At 71.3% G+C, this 16,282-nt stretch carries 9 protein-coding genes; 4 read left to right on the forward strand and 5 right to left on the reverse strand.

All coding sequences use genetic code 11. The features are described 5' to 3' along the window. Positions 1-52: 52 nt before the first annotated feature. Positions 53-1,285, reverse strand: coding sequence for a radical SAM family heme chaperone HemW (gene hemW, locus AB0L45_RS01335; protein ID WP_365834870.1), 1,233 nt, complete (start codon positions 1,283-1,285; stop codon positions 53-55). Between the two features lie 49 nt (positions 1,286-1,334). Further along, the gene (locus AB0L45_RS01340) at positions 1,335-3,467 is read right to left on the reverse strand and encodes a SpoIIE family protein phosphatase (RefSeq protein ID WP_365835605.1); all 2,133 of its coding nucleotides are present in this window, start codon (positions 3,465-3,467) and stop codon (positions 1,335-1,337) included. A gap of 734 nt (positions 3,468-4,201) precedes the next feature. Between AB0L45_RS01340 and AB0L45_RS01345 the strand changes: the two genes are divergently transcribed. Together AB0L45_RS01345 and AB0L45_RS01350 are read left to right on the forward strand one after the other, a co-directional pair. Then, entirely contained in the window at positions 4,202-8,227 is a 4,026-nt protein-coding gene (locus AB0L45_RS01345) for a HAMP domain-containing protein (RefSeq protein WP_365834872.1), read from the forward strand. Then, positions 8,224-8,820 (forward strand): response regulator, encoded by a 597-nt coding sequence (locus AB0L45_RS01350; RefSeq protein ID WP_365834874.1) that lies wholly within the window; start codon positions 8,224-8,226, stop codon positions 8,818-8,820. Before AB0L45_RS01345 ends, AB0L45_RS01350 begins: the two co-directional genes overlap by 4 nt. A gap of 301 nt (positions 8,821-9,121) precedes the next feature. On the opposite strand, the gene AB0L45_RS01355 is transcribed toward AB0L45_RS01350, so the two are convergent. The 3 genes from AB0L45_RS01355 to lepA form a co-directional block, all read right to left on the reverse strand. Beyond that, positions 9,122-11,011 (reverse strand): AMP-binding protein, encoded by a 1,890-nt coding sequence (locus AB0L45_RS01355; protein ID WP_365834876.1) that lies wholly within the window; start codon positions 11,009-11,011, stop codon positions 9,122-9,124. Positions 11,012-11,426: 415 nt separating this feature from the next. Then, a complete protein-coding gene (locus AB0L45_RS01360) occupies positions 11,427-11,714 on the reverse strand; it encodes a hypothetical protein (protein WP_365834878.1) in 288 nt (95 codons plus the stop codon). A gap of 577 nt (positions 11,715-12,291) precedes the next feature. Then, a complete protein-coding gene (lepA, locus tag AB0L45_RS01365) occupies positions 12,292-14,160 on the reverse strand; it encodes a translation elongation factor 4 (RefSeq protein WP_365834880.1) in 1,869 nt (622 codons plus the stop codon). A gap of 191 nt (positions 14,161-14,351) precedes the next feature. Between lepA and rpsT the strand changes: the two genes are divergently transcribed. Together rpsT and AB0L45_RS01375 are read left to right on the forward strand one after the other, a co-directional pair. Continuing rightward, positions 14,352-14,618: a 30S ribosomal protein S20 gene (gene rpsT, locus AB0L45_RS01370; protein WP_030023016.1), complete on the forward strand. Its 267-nt coding sequence runs from the start codon at positions 14,352-14,354 to the stop codon at positions 14,616-14,618. 579 nt (positions 14,619-15,197) lie between these two features. Further along, a complete protein-coding gene (locus AB0L45_RS01375) occupies positions 15,198-15,854 on the forward strand; it encodes a hypothetical protein (RefSeq protein ID WP_365834883.1) in 657 nt (218 codons plus the stop codon). Positions 15,855-16,282: the final 428 nt, after the last annotated feature.

A 16,282-nucleotide genomic window follows, 5' to 3' on the forward strand; every position in this document is an offset into this window, starting at 1 on the left:
ACGCACCAGAGGGCCGGCCGCAGCTACGCCCGCCCTTCACCCCACCGAGTGATCAGTCCACCAGATCCCGCACCACCGCGTCCGCCAGCAGCCGCCCCCGCAGGGTCAGGACGGCGCGGCCCTGCTCGTACGGGCCGGGTTGCAGGAGGCCGTCGGACAGGGCGCGGGCGGCGGCCTTCGCGCCGGCCGGGGCGAGGATGTCCAGGGGGCAGCCGGCGGCGAGGCGCAGTTCCAGGAGGATGCGTTCGACGCGGCGGTCCTCGTCGGAGAGGCGTTCGCGGCCCGCGCCCGGGGACCGGCCCTCGCCGAGGGCCTGCGCGTACGCGCCCGGGTGCTTCACGTTCCACCAGCGGACACCGCCGACGTGGCTGTGCGCGCCGGGGCCCGCGCCCCACCAGTCCGCGCCGGTCCAGTACAGCTCGTTGTGGCGGCAGCGGGCCGCGTCCGAGGTGGCCCAGTTGGAGACCTCGTACCACTGGAAGCCCGCCGCGGACATCGCCTCCTCCGTGATCAGGTAGCGGTCCGCGTGCACGTCGTCGTCGGTCATCGGCACCTCGCCGCGCCGGATCCGGCGGGCCAGCTGGGTGCCCTCCTCGACGATCAGCGCGTACGCGGAGACGTGGTCGGGCGCCGCGCCGAGCGCCGCGTCCAGCGTGGCGCGCCAGTCGTCGTCGGACTCGCCGGGCGTGCCGTAGATCAGATCGAGGTTGACGTGCTCGAAGCCCGCCGCGCGCGCTTCGGCGACGCACGCTTCGGAGCGGCCCGGCGTGTGCGTACGGTCCAGGATCTTCAGGACGTGCTGCCGGGCGCTCTGCATGCCGAAGGAGACCCGGTTGAACCCGGCCTCCCGGAGTGCGGCGAGGTAGCGCGGGTCGACGGACTCCGGGTTGGCCTCGGTGGTGACCTCCGCGCCCTCCGCCAGCCCGAACTCGTCCCGGATCGCGCCGAGCATCCGCCCGAGATCGGCGGCCGGGAGGAGCGTCGGCGTGCCGCCGCCGACGAAGACCGTATCGACCGGCCGGGGGTCGTCGCCGAGCACCTTGCGGGCGAGCCGGATCTCCTCGGCGACGGTGTCCGCGTAGTTCTCCCGCGAGGCGAGCGCGCCGCCGGAGCCGCGCAGCTCGGTGGCCGTGTACGTGTTGAAGTCGCAGTAGCCGCAGCGCGTCGCGCAGTACGGCACGTGCAGGTAGAACCCGAGCGGGCGGGCGCCCGCGCCGGCCAGGGCGTGACCGGGCAGCGCCCCGTCTTCGGGCATGGGCTCACCGTCGGGGAGTGCGGAAGGCATGTCTTCCATTGTCCGGCATCGGGCGGGGAGCCCGGGCGGGCCCCGTCCGCTACCGCTCCCCCGTCGCCTGGAGCACCAGCAGCGCCAGGTCGTCGTCCGGCGGCGTGTCCGCGAACTCGTGCACCGCGCGCCGGATGTGCTCGGCGACCGCGGTGGCTCCCAGGCCGGTGCAGGCGGCGAGGTGGTGGGCCAGGCCGTCATCGTCGTCGAACTGGTGGTGGCCCGAGCGCCGCTCCGTCACCCCGTCCGTGACGCACAGCAGTGTCTCGCCGGGGGCCAGCTCGAAGGACTCGGACTCGTACGACGTGTCCTCCACCACGCCCACCAGCATCTGCGGCACGGCGGCGATCCGTACCGCACCGTCCGTACCGAGGACCAGCGGCAGCGGGTGCCCGGCGCTGGCCAGGGTGCACCGGGCACCCGCCGTGCCGTCGGCGTGCGGCACGATCTCGCCGTACAGGAGGGAGAGGAAACGGGTCTGCTCGCCCTCGGCGCGCAGTTCGAGGGATGGGTCCAGACCGCTGCCGGCCGCCGCGACCGCCGCCGTCACGGCGGCCACCGAGTCGGCGGCCTCGCGCGCCATGGTCTTGTTGAGCCGGTCCAGCACCTCACCGACACCGAACCCGTCACGGGCCAGCAGCCGCAGTACGGGGCGGGCCAGGCCGGTGACCGCCGCGGCTTCCGGACCGCTGCCGCACACGTCCCCGAGGGCGAAGCACCAGCGCCCGTTCCCGGCGTCGAACAGGTCCCAGAAGTCGCCTCCGGCCCAGGCGCCCTCGCGCGGCTCGTACACCACGGAGGACTCCAGGCCCGGTACGGTGGGCCGCCCCCTGGGCAGCAGGCGGCGCTGCAGCACCTGGCTGATCCGCTCCTGGTTGCGGTACGCGCGGGCCGTGGCCAGGGCGCGGGCGACCCGGCGGGTCAGATCCTCTATGAGGCCCACCACCTCGTCGGGAAAGCGCATCAGCCCGGCCCGCCCGATCAGCAGCGTGCCGTGGTCGCGGCCGCCGGCCACCAGCCGGCAGGCCAGTGCCGCGCCGCCGGGCCCGTACCCGCTCGGCTCCTGCGGCCAGGGCCAGGGCACCGCCGACCCGGCTCCGTCCCGCTGCGGGCCGGGCACCGGGACCGCCGGCGGGTCCTTCTCCAGGGCCATGCGCAGGGCGTCGATCCGGCTCTCGTTGGAGTGCCAGACGCGGGCGAGCCGCGGAGCCTCGCCGCCGGCCCCCTCCCGGCCGTCGTCGTGCAGCCAGACCGCGCACCAGTCGGCGAGGCGCGGTACGACCAGCTGGGCGGCGAGCAGCGCCACCTGTTCCTCGTCGAGCTGTCCGGACAGCAGGTCGGACGCCTCCGCGAGGAAGGACAGGGCGCCGTGGTTGATCCAGTCCGCGTCGGTCCGCCGTGCCGGGGAGCGCCGGGCGGGCGCGGGGGCGAGCAGTTCGGCGGCGCGCAGGCCGCGCTGCAGCTCCAGGTCGTGGTGGGAGAACCGGGCCGGCGGCCCGTAGCCGCGGTGCTGTGCGCCGGCCAGGAGCCGGAACCACACGGTCTTCAGGTCGCGCCGGTACGTGATGCCCCAGGACTCGGCGACCGCGCCGACCAGTTGCAGGCCGTGGCCCCTGCTCTCGTTCGGGGTCGCCGACTGGCGGGCCCGTACGGCGCGTGCGGGGTGGTGGTCGGACACTTCGATGACGATGGCGGTGCGGGGGGTGTTCGTGGCGGGGGCTGCGTCGGCTCCGGCGTCGGGGGCGGCGTTGGCGACGAGGGCGGGGTCGGCGTTGGCGACGGGGGCGGGGTCGGCGTCGGCGGCGGGGGCCGCTTTCGTGTGCGCGGCCGCTTCCGTGCCGGTACCCGTACTCGTACCCGCGGCTGTGACCGTGGCGTCCGTCGCCCCGGGAGCCTCCGCCGTCTCCGTGGTTTCCGGCGCTTCCGTGGCCGCCGTCCCCTCCGTCTCCAGGCGGCACAGCAGTTCCACGGTCGTTCCCGCGTGTACCACGACGTTGGTGACCAGCTCGCTGACCAGCAGGACCGCCTCGTCGGCGAGGCGGTCGCCGATGGCGTCCGCGCCGGGCAGCGACCGGGTCAGCCAGTCGGCCAGGACCGCCCGTACGAACTGGCGCGCGGCCGCAGCGGCGCGTGGATTGCCGGGGAGGCTGGACCGGCGGACGCTGTCCTGCTCGCTGGGAATGGGGGCGGCGGGTGCCGGCCCGGCGGAGACGGGGACGGCAGGTGCGGGCCCGGCGGAGACGGAGGCGGCAGGTGCCGGCTCGGAGACGGTCGCAGCGGGTGCCGGCTCGGAGACGGTCGCAGCGGGTGCCGGCTCGGTAGCGCGACCGGGAACCTGTCTGGACGGCAGGTCGGCAGCTTCCACCGGTCCTACCGGTGCTACCGGTGCTACCGGTCCTACCGATCCTGCGCGTGTCACGGGTGCTGCCGGTTCCACGGCTGCTACGGGCGCGGAGACCGCGCCCTCGGCCCCACCCGCCCCAGTGGCCGATTTCTTCGCCTCCGCACCCTCCTCCCCCGCGGTCGCAGCCGTCACTCCGGCCGCGTCCGTGGCCGCCTCCGTACCGGAATCCACCGGCCTGCCCCCTTCGGAAAGTCCGCCGGAAGGCTCCTCGGGAGGCCCGTCGGGGCTGCCGCGGCCGGGGCGGGACGCCGCCCGGGCCACCGCGGCACCCCGGTCCGGGGTGTCCCTGTCTGACGAAGTTGTCGTCCTCATTGAGCAACTCCCGAGCAGTTCCGCAATAGCGCCGAATACGCCACTCCCAGAGTGACAGACTGAGCGCACCCATAAGCACCGAGTTACTGAAGTGGGGAGACATGGCGGTCGATTCGGCAGTGCCCCGAGTGTCCCTTGAGCCGGGCGGTGATGCCGTGCGCGCCGCCGATCTCAGACCGCTTCTGACCGCCTTGACGTCGATGGCGGCCGGAGACTTCCGTACGCGACTGCCGGTGGCGCAGGAAGGGCTGCTGGCCGAACTGTCCGCGGTCTTCAACCAGATAGCTTCCCGTAACCAGCACCTGGCCGACGAGCTGTTACGCCTGCGGTCGGAAGTCGTCCGCCAGGGCCGGCTGGACGAGCGGATGTCCGCCAGCCCGGGGCCCGGCACCTGGGCCACCTCCGTACAGGCCGCCAACGCCATCATCGACGCCCTGGTCATCCCCACCACCCAGGCCACCCAGGTGCTGGACGCCGTGGCGGGCGGGGATCTGACCCTCCGGGTGGACCTGCACGACGGCAACCGCCCGCTGCGTGGTGACCGCCGGCGCCTGGGCCGGGCGGTGAACCGCATGGTGGACCAGCTGTCGCTGTTCACCGGCGAGGTGACCCGGGTGGCCCGCGAATCCGGTACGGAAGGCCGGCTCGGCGGGCGCGCCAAGGTGGCGGGGCTGTCCGGGAGCTGGCGCGATGTGACCGAGGCGGTCAACACCATGGCGGCCCGGCTGACCGCCCAGGTCCGGGACATCGCGCTGGTGACGACGGCGGTGGCGCGCGGTGACCTGACCCGGCAGGTGACGGTCGAGGCGGCGGGCGAGCTGCTGGAGCTGAAGCTGACCGTCAACACGATGGTCGACCAGCTCTCCGCCTTCGCCGACGAGGTCACGCGGGTGGCCCGCGAGGTCGGCACCGAAGGGCAGCTGGGCGGCCGGGCCCAGGTGCGCGGTGTGTCGGGCGTCTGGAAGGACCTCACCGACAACGTCAACTTCATGGCGTCCAACCTGACCAGCCAGGTACGCAACATCGCCCAGGTCACGACGGCGGTGGCGAACGGCGACCTGAGCCAGAAGATCACGGTCGACGCGCGCGGCGAGATCCTCCAGCTGAAGCTGACCGTCAACACGATGGTCGACCAGCTCTCCGCCTTCGCCGACGAGGTCACCCGCGTCGCCCGCGAGGTCGGTACGGAGGGGCGGCTCGGCGGCCGGGCGCACGTACGCGGCGTGTCGGGCGTCTGGAAGGACCTCACCGACAACGTCAACTTCATGGCCGACAACCTCACCTCCCAGGTGCGCAACATCGCCCTGGTGGCGACGGCGGTCGCGGAGGGCGACCTGGGCCGGAAGATCACCGTCGAGGCGAAGGGCGAGATCCTGGAGGTGAAGTCGACGATCAACACGATGGTCGACCAGCTCTCCGCCTTCGCCGACGAGGTCACCCGCGTCGCCCGCGAGGTCGGCACCGAAGGCAATCTCGGCGGTCAGGCGCAGGTGCGCGGCGCCTCGGGCGTGTGGAAGGACCTCACCGACAACGTCAACTTCATGGCGTCCAATCTCACCTCCCAGGTACGCAACATCGCCCAGGTGACCACGGCGGTGGCGGACGGCGACCTGTCGAAGAAGATCACGGTCGACGCGCGCGGCGAAATCCTGGAGCTGAAGGACACCGTCAACTCGATGGTGGAGCAGCTGCGGGCGTTCGCCGACGAGGTCACGCGGGTGGCCCGCGAGGTCGGCACGGAAGGCAACCTCGGCGGCCGGGCGCAGGTCCGGGGCGCCTCCGGGGTGTGGAAGGACCTGACGGACAACGTCAACTTCATGGCGTCCAACCTGACCACGCAGGTGCGCAACATCGCGCTGGTGGCCACCGCGGTCGCGCAGGGCGACCTGTCGAAGAAGATCGACGTGGACGCGCGGGGCGAGATCCTGGAGCTGAAGACCACGCTCAACACGATGGTCGACACCCTGTCGTCGTTCGCGTCCGAGGTCACCCGTGTGGCCCGCGAGGTGGGCAGCGAGGGCCGGCTGGGCGGCCAGGCGCGGGTCGAGGGCGTGTACGGCACCTGGAAGCGGCTGACGACGAACGTCAACGAGCTGGCGTCGAACCTCACCACCCAGGTGCGGGCCATCGCCGAGGTGGCCTCCGCGGTGGCGGCCGGCGACATGACCCGTAACGTCACGGTTGAGACCCAGGGCGAGGTCGCCGAGCTGCGCGACAACATCAACCTGATGGTCTCCAACCTCCGCGAGACCACCCGCGCCAAGGACTGGCTGGAGTCGAACCTGGCCCGGCTGGCGGGTCTGATGCAGGGCCACCGGGACCTGATGGAGGTCGCCGATCTGATCCTGCGGGAGCTGACACCGCTGGTGAACGCCCAGTACGGGGCGTTCTTCCTGGCCGACAGCGACCGCGACGACATGCAGCTGGCCTTCATCGCCGGGTACGGCTCGTCCCTGGACACCACGATCGACACGCCCGGCTCCATGGACCACGGCCTGGTGCGCCAGGCCGCCCTGGAGAAGAAGCGCATCCTGGTGGAGGACGCGCCACCGGACTACATCAAGATCAATTCTGGGCTGGGCGAGGCCAACCCGGCGACCGTCGTCATCATCCCGGTGCTGTTCGAGGACCAGACGCTGGGCGTCATCGAGCTGGCGTCCTTCTCCCGCTTCTCCGACGTGCACCTGGCCTTCTTCGACCAGTTCGTGAACACCATCGGCGTGGCCATCAACACCATCGTCGCGAATTCCCGTACGGAGTCGCTGCTCGGCGAGTCGCAGCGGCTGGCCCGCCAGCTCCAGGAACGCACCGACGAGCTCCAGCGGCGCCAGGCGGAGCTGCAGCGTTCGAACGAGGAGCTGGAGGAGAAGGCCGCGCTGCTGGCCAGCTCGTCCCAGTACAAGTCCGAGTTCCTCGCGAACATGTCGCACGAGCTGCGCAATCCGCTGAACTCGCTGCTCATCCTCGCCCGGCTGCTCGCCGACAATCCGGACGGGCACCTGAACGAGCAGGAGGTGCAGTTCGCGATCACGATCCACCGGTCCGGGTCCGACCTGCTCCAGCTCATCAACGACATCCTCGACCTCTCCAAGATCGAAGCGGGCCGGATGGACGTACGGCCCAAGCGGCTGCCGCTGATCAAGCTGCTCAACTACGTCCACGACACGTTCCGGCCGATGACCCTGGACCGGGGACTGGCCTTCGAGGTGTCGGTGAGCGAGAACGTCCCCAAGGAGCTGTTCTCCGACGAGCAGCGCCTCCAGCAGGTGCTGCGCAACCTGCTGTCCAACGCGGTGAAGTTCACCGCCGCCGGCAAGATCGACCTGCGGGTGGACCGTACCGGCGACGGCTCGATCGCCTTCACCGTCACGGACACCGGCATCGGCATCGCGCCGGAGAAGCTGCCGGTGATCTTCGAGGCGTTCCAGCAGGCGGACGGCACCACCAACCGCAAGTACGGCGGTACGGGCCTGGGCCTGTCGATCAGCCGGGAGATCGCGGGGCTGCTCGGCGGCCGGATCACCGCGAGCAGCCGCCCCGGCGTCGGCAGCGTCTTCACCCTGCACGTCCCCATCGACTGCCCCGGGTACGCCCCCGAGCCGCTGGAGAGCGGCGAACAGCGCGCGGACGGCGCGCTGCAACTGGCGAAGACCCCGCGGCACCACCCGCGCTCGGGGCCGCCCGCCCCGCGCGACGAGGCGCCGTGGCCGACCACCACCCGGCTGGAGGACTGGGTGAGCGGGCCGTCGGGGCCGCTGCTGTCCGGCTGCCAGGTCCTGGTCGTCGACGACGACATCCGCAATGTCTTCGCGCTCACGAATGTGCTGAGCCGGGTCGGCATGCGGGTGCTCTATGCCGAACACGGCCGGGAGGGCATCGAGATGCTGGAGAAGAATCCCGGTGTCAACCTGGTGCTGATGGACATCATGATGCCGGAGATGGACGGTTACGAAACCATTCGCGCGATCCGGCGTACGCCGCGCTTCGCCGATCTTCCCGTCATCGTTCTCACCGCGAAAGCGATGCCCGGCGACCGTGAGAAATCCCTGGAGAGCGGAGCCAACGAATACGTTCCCAAACCCGTCGACGTGGACCGCCTGCTGGCCGTTGCCGTCGACCTCCTGTCCCGGCACGGCTCCGGCACCCCGGCCCCGGGCGGTGAATCAGGCAAGCAAGACCCCGACGCGACCTCTTCGAGGTCCCCAGGCACCGAAGGCCCATCATGACCCATGCACCCGATACCGGCGCCGGCGCCGGAACCGACGACCGGGCGGGCATCCTTCTCGTCGACGACATGGAGGACAACCTCGCCGCGCTCGAAGCGGTCCTGGGCTCGCTCGGCGAGCCGCTCGTCCGGGCCCGCTCCGGTGAGGAGGCGATGAAGGCGCTGCTGCGGCAGGAATTCGCGGTCGTCCTGCTGGACATTCTCATGCCCGGCATGGACGGCTTCGAGACCGCCTCCAACATCAAACGCCTCGACCAGACGAAGGACATCCCGATCATTTTCCTGACCGGGACGGACAGTGACTCCGGATTCGCCTTCCGCGGCTATTCCACCGGCGCCGCGGACTATCTCACCAAACCCTTCGACCCGTGGGTGCTCCGCGCCAAGGTCAACGTCTTTCTCGACCTGCACCGCAAGAACCGGCAGTTGCGCCGACTCATAAAGCAGGACCACGCCCGGATGGGCGAGTTGGCGGACCGTATCTCCGAGATCGAACGCCGCCTTTCCGGCAGCTCAGAACCCGGCGAACGCGAATTGAGCGAGAGCGTGGCCCGCATGGGCGAGTCGGTGCGGGCGCTGCGCCGGGAGCGGTAGGACCGGCGGAGCGGCAGGCAGGGACGGATCCGCCTAGGAAGTTTCCGGGGCGGGGACTGTGCGGCTGTGCGGCTGTGCGGCTGTGCGGGGGGTCGCTCCAGGCGGTGGGTGGGTTCCGTGAACGAGCCGACTCCGGGCGGTGCGGCCATCGGTGAGTGCCGGTGGCCGCACCGCTCGGAGCCGGGGCGCGGAACCGGGGCGCAGAGCCGGGGCGGGCTCGGTCCGAGCGGCCCCGCCGTGCCTCCGGGCGCCTCCGTCACGCGCCCCGGGCGTCCCCGTCACGCCCTCCCGGGCGCCCCCGTCACGCCTCCCGGGCGCCCTCGTACATCTCCTCCAGCAGGTCCTTGAAGGCCCGTTCCACCACCGGCCGCTTGACCTTGAGGCTGGGCGTCACCTCGCCGTGCTCGACGTCCAGATCCCGCGGCAGCAGCCGGAACTTGCGGATCTGCTGCCAGCGCTGGAGCCCCTCGTTGACCCGCTCCACGTACCCCTCGATCAGCTCGCGGGTCTGCGCCGCGCCCACGACCTCGGCGTACGTCGCGCCCTGGAGGCCGTGTTCGGCGGCCCAGCCCATGATCGTCGGCTCGTCGAGCGCGATCAGCGCCGTACAGAAGTTCCGGTTGGCGCCGTGCACCAGCACGTTGGAGACGAACGGGCAGACCGCCTTGAACTGCCCCTCGACCTCGGCCGGTGCGATGTACTTACCGCCGGAGGTCTTGATCAGGTCCTTCTTGCGGTCGGTGATGCGCAGATAGCCGTCCGGGGACAGCTCGCCGATGTCACCGGTGTGGAACCAGCCGTCCGACTCCAGCACCTCGGCCGTCTTCTCCGGCAGCCCGTGGTAGCCCTCCATGATGCCGGGACCGCGCAGCAGCACCTCGCCGTCCTCGGCGATCCGCACCTCCGTGCCGGGCAGCGGCTTGCCGACCGTGCCGGTGCGGTACGCCTCGCCGGGGTTGACGAAGCTGGCCGCGCTGGACTCGGTGAGGCCGTACCCCTCCAGGATGTGGATGCCGGCGCCGGCGAAGAAGAAGCCGATCTCGGGGGCGAGGGCGGCGGAGCCGGAGACCGCGGCGCGCAGCCGGCCGCCGAACGCCTCGCGCAGCTTGGCGTACACGAGCGTGTCGGCGATCTTGTGCTTGGCGCTGAGCGCGAAGGGGACGGAGGCGTTGCCGGTGCGGCGGAAGTTCTCCTGTGAGGTCTTGGCGTACTCCCGTGCCACGCCCGCCGCCCACTGGAAGATCTTGTACTTGGCGGCGCCGCCCTCCCGGGCCTTGGACACGACTCCGTTGTAGACCTTCTCGAAGATCCGCGGCACGGCCGCCATGTAGGTCGGCTGGACCACCGGCAGATTCTCAATGATCTTGTCGACCCGGCCGTCCACCGCGATGACGTGCCCGACGGAGATCTGCCCGGCGGTCAGTACCTTCCCGAAGACGTGCGCCAGCGGCAGCCAGAGGTACTGCACATCGTCCTCGGTGACCAGGCCGGTCGCCTGGATGGCCCGTGCCATGTACGACCAGCAGTCGTGCGGCAGCCGTACGCCCTTGGGGCGGCCGGTGGTGCCCGAGGTGTAGATCAGGGTCGCGAGCTGGTCCGCACGCAACGCCGCGACCTGCTCCTGCACGCAGTCCGGGTTCTTCTCCAGGTGGGCGGCGCCGCGCCGCTCCAGCTCGGCCAGGGAGAGCACCCAGTCCTCCGGGTCGCCCTCGGCGGACTGCGCGGCCGCCTCGTCGATCACCACGACATGGGCCAGTTCCGGCAGGCCGGCGCGCTTCTCCCGGGCCTTGGCGAGCTGGCCCGCGTCCTCGGCGATCAGCACCCGGCTGCCGGAGTCGGCGAGGATGAACGCCGTCTCGTCCGCGTTGGTGCTGGGGTAGACGGTCGTGGTGGCCGCGCCGGAACACAGCACCCCGAGGTCGGCGAGGATCCACTCGACGCGGGTACTGGCGGCGAGCGCCACCCGCTCCTCGGGCCGCACCCCCAGCGACATCAGCCCGGCGGCCACCGCGTACACCCGCCGGGCGGCGTCGGCCCAGCTCAGCACCTTCCAGTCGTCCGGCCCCCGGCCCTCGGCGGGCGGCACCGGGTAGCGGTACGCCTCGTGGTCGGGGGTGGCTGCGACGCGCTCCAGGAAGAGGGACGCCACGGAAGGTGGCCGGTTCTCGATCAGCGTCTGGGTGTCCGTCACGGCATCCTCCGGGGCCCGCTACGTTGCTGGTGACTCGCGAGTAACCTTCGAGCAGTGATCAGACTAGAGCGCGTTGCGCCATGGCGTAAGGGGCTGCGGCGGACTGGTTCAGGATGGGACCAGTCCGGTGGGTGTCAGGTGCATGTTTCGGCCGGAGCTGGTGGGGAGCAGGGCTGCCGCGGGTTGCCCGGGACGCCCCGGGAGCTCGTACGGCCCTGGTCGTGGACGTGGCGCGAGCCGATCGTGGGTACGCCCGTACGTGGCGTGAGCCGATCGCGACGTACGCCGATCGTGGGGTACGGGCGTAAGCCGATCGGGTGATACGGATGCGCGCCGCCGCCCGTGCGCCGGCCACTCCGGCCTGTCGACAGCGCGGCCGGAAGGCGCCGGCGGGGCGCGGGCGACGGACGGCGGATCAGCGGCGGAGGGAAGCGGACTGGATGCCGATGCCCTCGGCGTTGGGCGCGTTCGAGCTGGCCGAGTCGCCGATCATGTGGCCGACCCGCTCATCGCCCTTGATCGTGCCGTGCAGCTTCTTCAGGCCGTCCCCGACAGTGGTGACGGCCCGCTGCGCACCGTCGACCGTCCCGCTGACGCCGCTCTTGAACTTCTGCGCCCCCGACTCGTCGGCGACGGCGGGCGCGGCGACGCCCACGGACAGCGCGGCCCCGGCCAGCAGCGCGGCGGCCCTGGTGTACTTCATGCGTATCCCTTTCCGGCGCGGCCTCCTCGGCGGCACGGCACTCATGCCGCCCGGACGCCCCCTCGGCCGCCCGGAACACCGCTGCCACCCACGACAACGGCGCCCGCCGCATCCCGGAAACCACCTGACCACCGTTTTCCCGGCCGACCGCCCGGATGCCGTACGCCACCGGACGTCCGAGCGGATGCGTACGGGGCCGGACGTCCGAGCGGATGCGTACGCGACCGGACGTCCGAGCGGATGCGTACGCGGCCGGACGTCCGAGCGGATGCGTACGCGACCGGACGTCCGAGCGGATGCGTACGCGACCGGACGTCGGAGCGGATGCGTACGGGGCCGGCCGAGGTGAGCCGCCGGGAAGCGCTCAGCCCCCGGCCGGGGTCGGCCAGGGGCTGAGCGGAGGTGCGGGGTCGGGGCGGGCCCGGAGCCGGGGGCCCGGAACCCGGGGGCCCGGAACCCGGGGGCCCGGAACCCGGGGGCCCGGAACCCGGGGGCCCGGAACCCGGGGGCCAGGAGCCGGTGGGCCCGGAACCCGGGTTGCCCGGCCCGCCCGCTCACGCGGCTGATTCCCGCCCGGCTACTTCTTGCTCTTGGAATCGCCGTCGGAGTCGGAGGACAGCACGGCGATGAAGGCCTCCTGCGGGACCTCCACGCTGCCGACCATCTTCATCCGCTTCTTGCCTTCCTTCTGCTTCTCCAGCAGCTTCCGCTTTCGGGAGATGTCACCGCCGTAGCACTTGGCGAGCACGTCCTTGCGGATGGCGCGGATCGTCTCGCGGGCGATCACCCGGCTGCCGATGGCGGCCTGGACCGGCACCTCGAAGCTCTGCCGCGGGATCAGCTCGCGCAGCTTGGAGACCAGCCGGACACCGTACGCGTACGCCTTGTCCTTGTGGCAGATCGCGGAGAACGCGTCGACCTGGTCGCCGTGCAGCAGGATGTCGACCTTGACCAGGTCGGCGATCTGCTCGCCGGTGGGCTCGTAGTCCAGCGAGGCGTAACCGCGGGTCTTGGACTTCAGCTGGTCGAAGAAGTCGAAGACGACCTCGGCGAGCGGGAGGGTGTAGCGGATCTCGACGCGGTCCTCGGAGAGGTAGTCCATGCCGAGCAGGTTGCCGCGGCGGTTCTGGCACAGCTCCATGATCGCGCCGATGAACTCGCTGGGCGCCAGGATCGTGGCCCGTACGACCGGCTCGTGCACCTCGGCGATCTTGCCGGTCGGGAACTCGCTCGGGTTGGTGACCTCGTGCTCCGTACCGTCCTCCATGTTCACGCGATAGATCACGTTGGGGGCGGTGGCGATCAGGTCGAGGCCGAACTCGCGCTCCAGGCGCTCGCGGATGACCTCCAGGTGCAGCAGGCCCAGGAAGCCCACGCGGAAGCCGAAGCCGAGGGCCGCGGAGGTCTCCGGCTCGTAGACCAGCGCGGCGTCGTTGAGCTGGAGCTTGTCCAGCGCGTCGCGCAGCTCCGGGTAGTCGGAGCCGTCGAGCGGGTACAGGCCGGAGAAGACCATCGGCTTGGGGTCCTTGTAGCCGCCCAGCGGCTCCTCGGCACCCTTGTTGAGCTGGGTGATGGTGTCGCCGACCTTGGACTGGCGGACGTCCTTCACGCCGGTGATCAGGTAGCCGACCTCGCCCACGGACAGGCCGTCGGCGGCCGTCATCTCGGGCGAGTTCGTGCCGATCTCCAGCAGCTCGTGGGCGGCGCCGGTGGACATCATCTTGATCCGCTCGCGCCTGCTGAGCGTGCCGTCGACGACCTTCACGTACGTCACGACACCGCGGTACGCGTCGTACACCGAGTCGAAGATCATCGCGCGCGCCGGCGCGTCCTTGACGCCGACCGGGGCCGGCACGTCACGGACCACCTTGTCGAGCAGCTCGGCGACGCCCTCACCGGTCTTCGCGGAGACCTTCAGCACGTCCTCGGGCTCGCAGCCGACGAGGTTGGCCAGCTCCTTCGCGAACTTCTCGGGCTGCGCGGCCGGCAGGTCGATCTTGTTCAGCACCGGGATGATCTGGAGGTCGTGCTCCATCGCCAGGTACAGGTTGGCGAGGGTCTGCGCCTCGATGCCCTGGGCGGCGTCCACGAGGAGGATGCACCCCTCGCACGCGGCGAGGGAGCGCGAGACCTCGTACGTGAAGTCCACGTGGCCCGGGGTGTCGATCATGTTGAGGATGCGGGTCGCGCCGCCGTCCTCGTCGGTCGGGGCCCAGGGCAGCCGGACGGCCTGGGATTTGATCGTGATGCCGCGCTCGCGCTCGATGTCCATGCGGTCGAGGTACTGCGCGCGCATCTGCCGCTGGTCGACGACGCCGGTGAGCTGGAGCATCCGGTCGGCGAGCGTGGACTTGCCGTGGTCGATGTGCGCGATGATGCAAAAGTTACGGATGAGAGCCGGGTCGGTACGGCTCGGCTCCGGCACGTTCGTAGGGGTCGCGGGCACGCAGGGTCCATTCAGAGAACGCGGGTAGGCGGGACTCGGTTGTTTTTCGTCCCCCCATGGTCCCATGCGCGGCGGTCCTGGTCCGGTTTGGGAGGCCGAGGAGGCTGCTGGTAGCCTGGTCCACTGCGCTTTGTGCCCTCTCTCGTACGAGGCGCAACTCGAAATTCCAACGAACCTGAAAAGGCTCTTTCGTGGCGAACATCAAGTCCCAGATGAAGCGGATCAAGACCAACGAGAAGGCTCGGCAGCGCAACAAGGCTGTGAAGTCCTCGCTGCGTACCGCCATCCGTCGCACCCGTGAGGCCGTGGAGGCCGGTGACCTGCAGAAGGCCGCCACCGCCCAGGCCGAGGCCGCCAAGAAGCTGGACAAGGCCGTCAGCAAGGGTGTCATCCACAAGAACGCCGCCGCCAACAAGAAGTCGGCGCTGGCCAAGAAGGTCGCGGCCCTCAAGGCCTGAACCTGTTCTTGACGTACCACCTCTGCCGGTAAGGACTCAGCGGCCCCTCTCTCCGCTCCTTCCGTTGCACCACCGCGCCGCACACGGCCAGCGTTCGCCACGCGGGTACGGCGCACACACAGCTTGAGACGACGGACCTCGCGGTCACTCTTCCCCAGGGTGCTGCGGGGTCCGTCGTCGTGTGGGGGGGGGCGCCGGGGCGGGCCGTCGGGACGGGTATGGCCCCGGTCACCGTTACGGCCATGGGGACCGTTCCGTTCCGCTACGCTGCCGCGCATGTCGATTCCGGGGGACCAGCACAATCCCTATGCGCAGCCACACCCGCCCACTCCCTCCCCGCCACCCTCTCCCCTGCCGTCCCAGCCGGGACCGGGACCGGGGCTGGGGGCAGGGCCGGGTCCGGGGCTGGGGGCAGGACCGGGTCCGGGTCTGGGTCCGTACGGGCCCGGGGCGCCGCAGCACAATCCGTACGCTCCTGGGCCCGTCCCAGGTGGTGGCCCTGGGCACGGCCCCGGTGATGGCGCTGCCGGCGGCTCCGGGGGTTCGGGGGGCGCCGGCGGTGCGGGCACGCAGCACTGGTTGTGGGCGCTCGGCGGCGCGGTCGCCGCGTCGGCGATGGGCGGCGCGATCCTCTTCGCCGCCGGTGCCTTCGGGGACGCGCAGCCCGATCCCGACCTGGCGGGCTACTCGTACACGTCCGATCTGTGCAACGTGACCTCGTTCACGCCGTTCGAGAGCGCGAACTACAAGATCAAACCGGCCGGGAGCTCGTCGTCGGGCTCCTCCGGCAGCAACACGCAGAACCCGCAGTACAGCGGCGTCCAGCAGGGCGCGCTGGACTCGATGTGGTGCAACGCCGAGATGAAGGCGTCCGACGCGGGCAGCAACGACTACTCGTCGATCTGGGTCTACAGCAGCGCCACCCTGCACAAGAAGACTGACCCGACGGCCGAGTTCGCGGACAGCTACCGCGCGTACGGGAGCCAGCGCAGCTCGATCGCGTACAAGGTCACTTCGGTGCCGGGCATCGGTGACGAGGCGTACCTGGTCAGCCGCTCCGACGACACCAACGGCTCGTACGTGATCCTCGGGGTCCGCGACGGCTGGGCGACGTACCAGATCACCTGGTCGAGCTTCACCTCCCGCAGCGGCTCGGCCAAGCCGCCGACGACCGAGCAGGTCACGGGGATGCTGAAGACGAGCGCCACGGAGACGCTGCGGAAATGGGGCAACTGAGCGGAGGGTGACCGGGCCGGGGTTTCGGCCCGGCTCGCACCGGTCGGACGGGCGGGATTGGGGGGACTGGCCGGGCGGGACTGGCTGGGATTGGGCAGGGCTGGGAGGGCCGGAGGGCTGGCCGGGCGGGACTGGCTGGGAGCGGGCGGGGCTGGCCGGACCGGGCGGGCTGGTCAAGACTGATCGGGGCTGGCCGGACCGGGCGGGACTGGCCGGGACCGGGCGGGACTGGCCGGGACCGGGCGGAACGGGATGGAACCGGCCGGGATCGGCAGGGGCCGGACGGAACCGGCCGGGATCGGCAGGGATCGGTCGGAGCAGGCTGGGATCGGCCGGAATCGGCAGGGGCCGGACGGAACCGGCTGGAATCGGCAGGGGTCGGTCGGAGCAGGCAGGGACCGGCCGGAACCGGTCCAGGATCCTACTTC

The organism is Streptomyces sp. NPDC052496, from assembly GCF_040679095.1.
Classification (GTDB): domain Bacteria; phylum Actinomycetota; class Actinomycetes; order Streptomycetales; family Streptomycetaceae; genus Streptomyces.